Below are 3,073 nucleotides of genomic sequence, written 5' to 3' on the forward strand. Positions count from 1 at the left end.
AATCTGGATATCACCGATACTCGCGAGAAGCTGCAAAACTATGTGGAGACCGGCTTGCTGACTTCTTCTGCTGCTACTTATGGATTTGGTTTAGATACATTGGAACCGGGAGAAACATGGGATTTTACTGCACAACACAATAATGACCTTTATGCCACTGCTTCTAATGTTAGCTATGATAACAATATGTATGTCGCTGCCGTTGACCCTTCACAACTGGCTAATGTAAGTCTTATCGACACTAATGGACATACTAATGTAACCTTGTCCGGTACCATCTCTGACAAAGCGGGACGTGATGTTTTAGGAGAATTAATTCTTACCAGCGATTATAATAGTGTTAGTGATCCATTTGATAAAACAATTCTCAATCTAACTGGGAAAAACACTTACTCTGGTACGTTTTTGGCGAGAGGAATTACTATTGGCATAAATGAAGGAAATAATTTAGGGGCAGATTCAGCAATTGTGAAACTGGAAAACGGGGGAGTACTTGGTTATAAAACATTGTCAATGAGCCAGAATATCCTTAGCGCTCTTGGGAAAAATAATATTACTGCCAGTAATGACACCACGTTAACTCTTACGGGAGTGATTAGTGGAACAGGTGAACTATCCCTTGGGGATGCGACCAAACCCACGGGCACGGTTCGTCTGGAAGGTGACAATAGCGGCCTGACTAAGGGTATTACCGTGGCGGGTGGCGCATTGGAATTCAAAGAGGATAAAAATCTGGGTGCCGCAGGTAACGCCCTGACCATGAACGATAACACCACCTTGCGAACGACTCAGGACACCTCACTTTCCCGCGAAATTGTGTTGGGGGATAACTGGAATATGGATACCGCATCGGGTTCAACATTTACCTATGACGGTAAACTCACCGGTGCAAAGAACATTAATAAGCTGGGTGACGGCACATTTATCCTCAACAGTTCGGCAGATGTCGCTGAGGGTAAAGTTAAGGTGGCTGGCGGCAATATGCAGGTTGGCAGCGCTGATCATACGGATATCAAACTGACCAGCACAGGTTCAGTCGATATCGATGCGGGCGCCACGCTGAGCGGTTACGGCATCGTTGAATCTGATATCAACAACAGCGGTAATATTCAGGTGGGTTCCGTCGCGCCTCTGCCGGCAACCCCTGCTGCTACCAGCTTGTTTGATACTATTACGAATACTCTGCTGACTGTGGTGGGCAACGTTAATAACAGCGGTGAAATTCATCTTGAAAACGCAGCAGGTACGGCGGGTAATGAGCTGAAAATTGACGGCAATTATACCGGTACTAACGGCAAACTGGTGCTGGGTTCAGTACTGGGAGATGACACCTCTGCAACCGATAAGCTGACTATTACCGGTAACGCAACAGGTTCAACCAGCGTCACTGTCAAGAATCTGGGCGGTCAGGGTTCTGAAACTATCGAAGGTGTGGAAATCGTCAGCGTGGGCGGCACTTCCGATGCTACCGCATTCACGCAGGATGGCCGTATTGTGGCCGGTGCTTACGATTATTCCGTCGTTAAAGGGGCTGATGATGCAAACTGGTATCTCACCAGTAAGCTCACTTCTAAGCCTGTGGAGCCGACAGAACCGACAAATCCGACGGAACCCACTTCTCCTCCAGCGGATACCTCCGTCTATCGTCCGGAAGTTGGCGGCTATCTGGCAAACCTTGCAGCGGCGCAGAGTATGTTCAACGTTCGTCTGCACGACCGCGTAGGTGAAAGCCAGTACACCGATCAGCTGACCGGTGAAACCGCTGTAACCAGCATGTGGTTGCGTAGCGAAGCAGGCCATAACCGTTTTGAATCCGGCCGGGGCCAGTTACATTCCCGCTCTGACCGTGAAGTTGTCCAGATTGGTGGCGACATTGCCCAGTGGATGACCGGCGCAGATAATCGCCTTAGCCTGGGTCTGATGACCGGCTATGGTAACAGCGACAGCACGACGACTTCCGCCATTACCGGCAATAAGTCTGATAGCAGTGTGGATGGTTACAGTGTGGGTGTATACGCCACCTGGTATAACACGGCTGCGAATCAGCCTGGCCTGTATGTTGATAGCTGGCTGCAATGGAATGACATGAATGCTTCAGTTAGCTCCGAAGGGCTGGATGAAGAAGAGTACGCTATTCGTGGTATGACCGGTGCAGTAGAAGCCGGGTATTCGTACAACGTTGCGCAAATGAATGAGTTCGGTCTGTGGGTGCAGCCTAAGGCACAGCTTCTGTGGAGCGGTGTCCGCAGCGAGAATCACACTGAAAGCAACGGCACTCGTGTCGCTACTGGCGATAACAACATGCAGAGTTCCGTTGGTGTGCGCGGTTACCTGAGCGATAACCGTCCGGATAATAAAAAAGGCTACTCTGTGCAGCCATTCGTTGAAGTTAACTATATCCACAACAGCGATCCTACTTCTGCACGTTTTGATGGCACATTGGTAGAACAACAGGGTGCGGAAGATCTTGTTGAAGTGAAAGCGGGTATGGAAGCCAACATCGCTAAAAATACCAGCCTTTGGGGTGATGTGGGTTATCAGACAGGTTCAGATAATTACAGTGATGTTGCGGGTCGTATTGGCGTGAAATACAGTTTCTGATGTCATGTCACGGTATGATAAACAAATACCGTAATATTTAATCAACTCTGGCCTGATTATCTTTTTGTACCAAAACGCCTGATGCAATGCATCAGGCGTTTTGTATATTTGAAGCAGAAAGGACAATAAAAGGAATCATAACTGATGGGTTTTCCAAAGCAGGTTCAGGCGACTCACCCAAACCTGCATTTTTATTTTACGTTAACCGCAATTACTTGTTTTTCACCTGCAAGCCACGCGGCAGATTATTGTTATCCACCTGCGGTAAACCGGTAGCAGCAGAAGAAGTCAGCAAGCCGGTCTCAACGTAGTTTTGCAGTTTTTCACGGGTATCGGTGATATCCAGATTACGCATGGTCAGTTGGCCGATACGGTCATCCGGTGAGAACACGGATTCGCCTTTTTCCATGGTCAGGCGCTCTGGTTTGTAGGTCAGATTCTCAGAGACCGTATTCATGATGGTGTAGTCATT

1 protein-coding gene and 1 pseudogene are annotated in these 3,073 nt (G+C 48.2%); one reads left to right on the forward strand and one right to left on the reverse strand.

Going from position 1 to position 3,073, the window contains the following annotated elements:
- Positions 1 to 513: 513 nt before the first annotated feature.
- Complete coding sequence (locus D6C13_RS25140; protein WP_208642950.1) at positions 514 to 2,601, forward strand: autotransporter outer membrane beta-barrel domain-containing protein; 2,088 nt, start codon at positions 514 to 516, stop codon at positions 2,599 to 2,601.
- A gap of 211 nt (positions 2,602 to 2,812) precedes the next feature.
- Here D6C13_RS25140 and D6C13_RS25145 read toward each other — a convergent pair.
- Positions 2,813 to 3,073 (reverse strand): annotated as a pseudogene (locus D6C13_RS25145) (argininosuccinate synthase); the annotation flags it as partial.

Source organism: Rahnella woolbedingensis (genome assembly GCF_003602095.1).
GTDB classification, from domain to species: Bacteria; Pseudomonadota; Gammaproteobacteria; order Enterobacterales; family Enterobacteriaceae; genus Rahnella; species Rahnella woolbedingensis.

What these genes read in the sequence shown, in the direction of transcription:
- D6C13_RS25140 (WP_208642950.1), top strand. Translation starts at nt 514, where the DNA reads ATGAGCCAGAATATCCTTAGCGCTCTTGGGAAAAATAATATTACTGCC.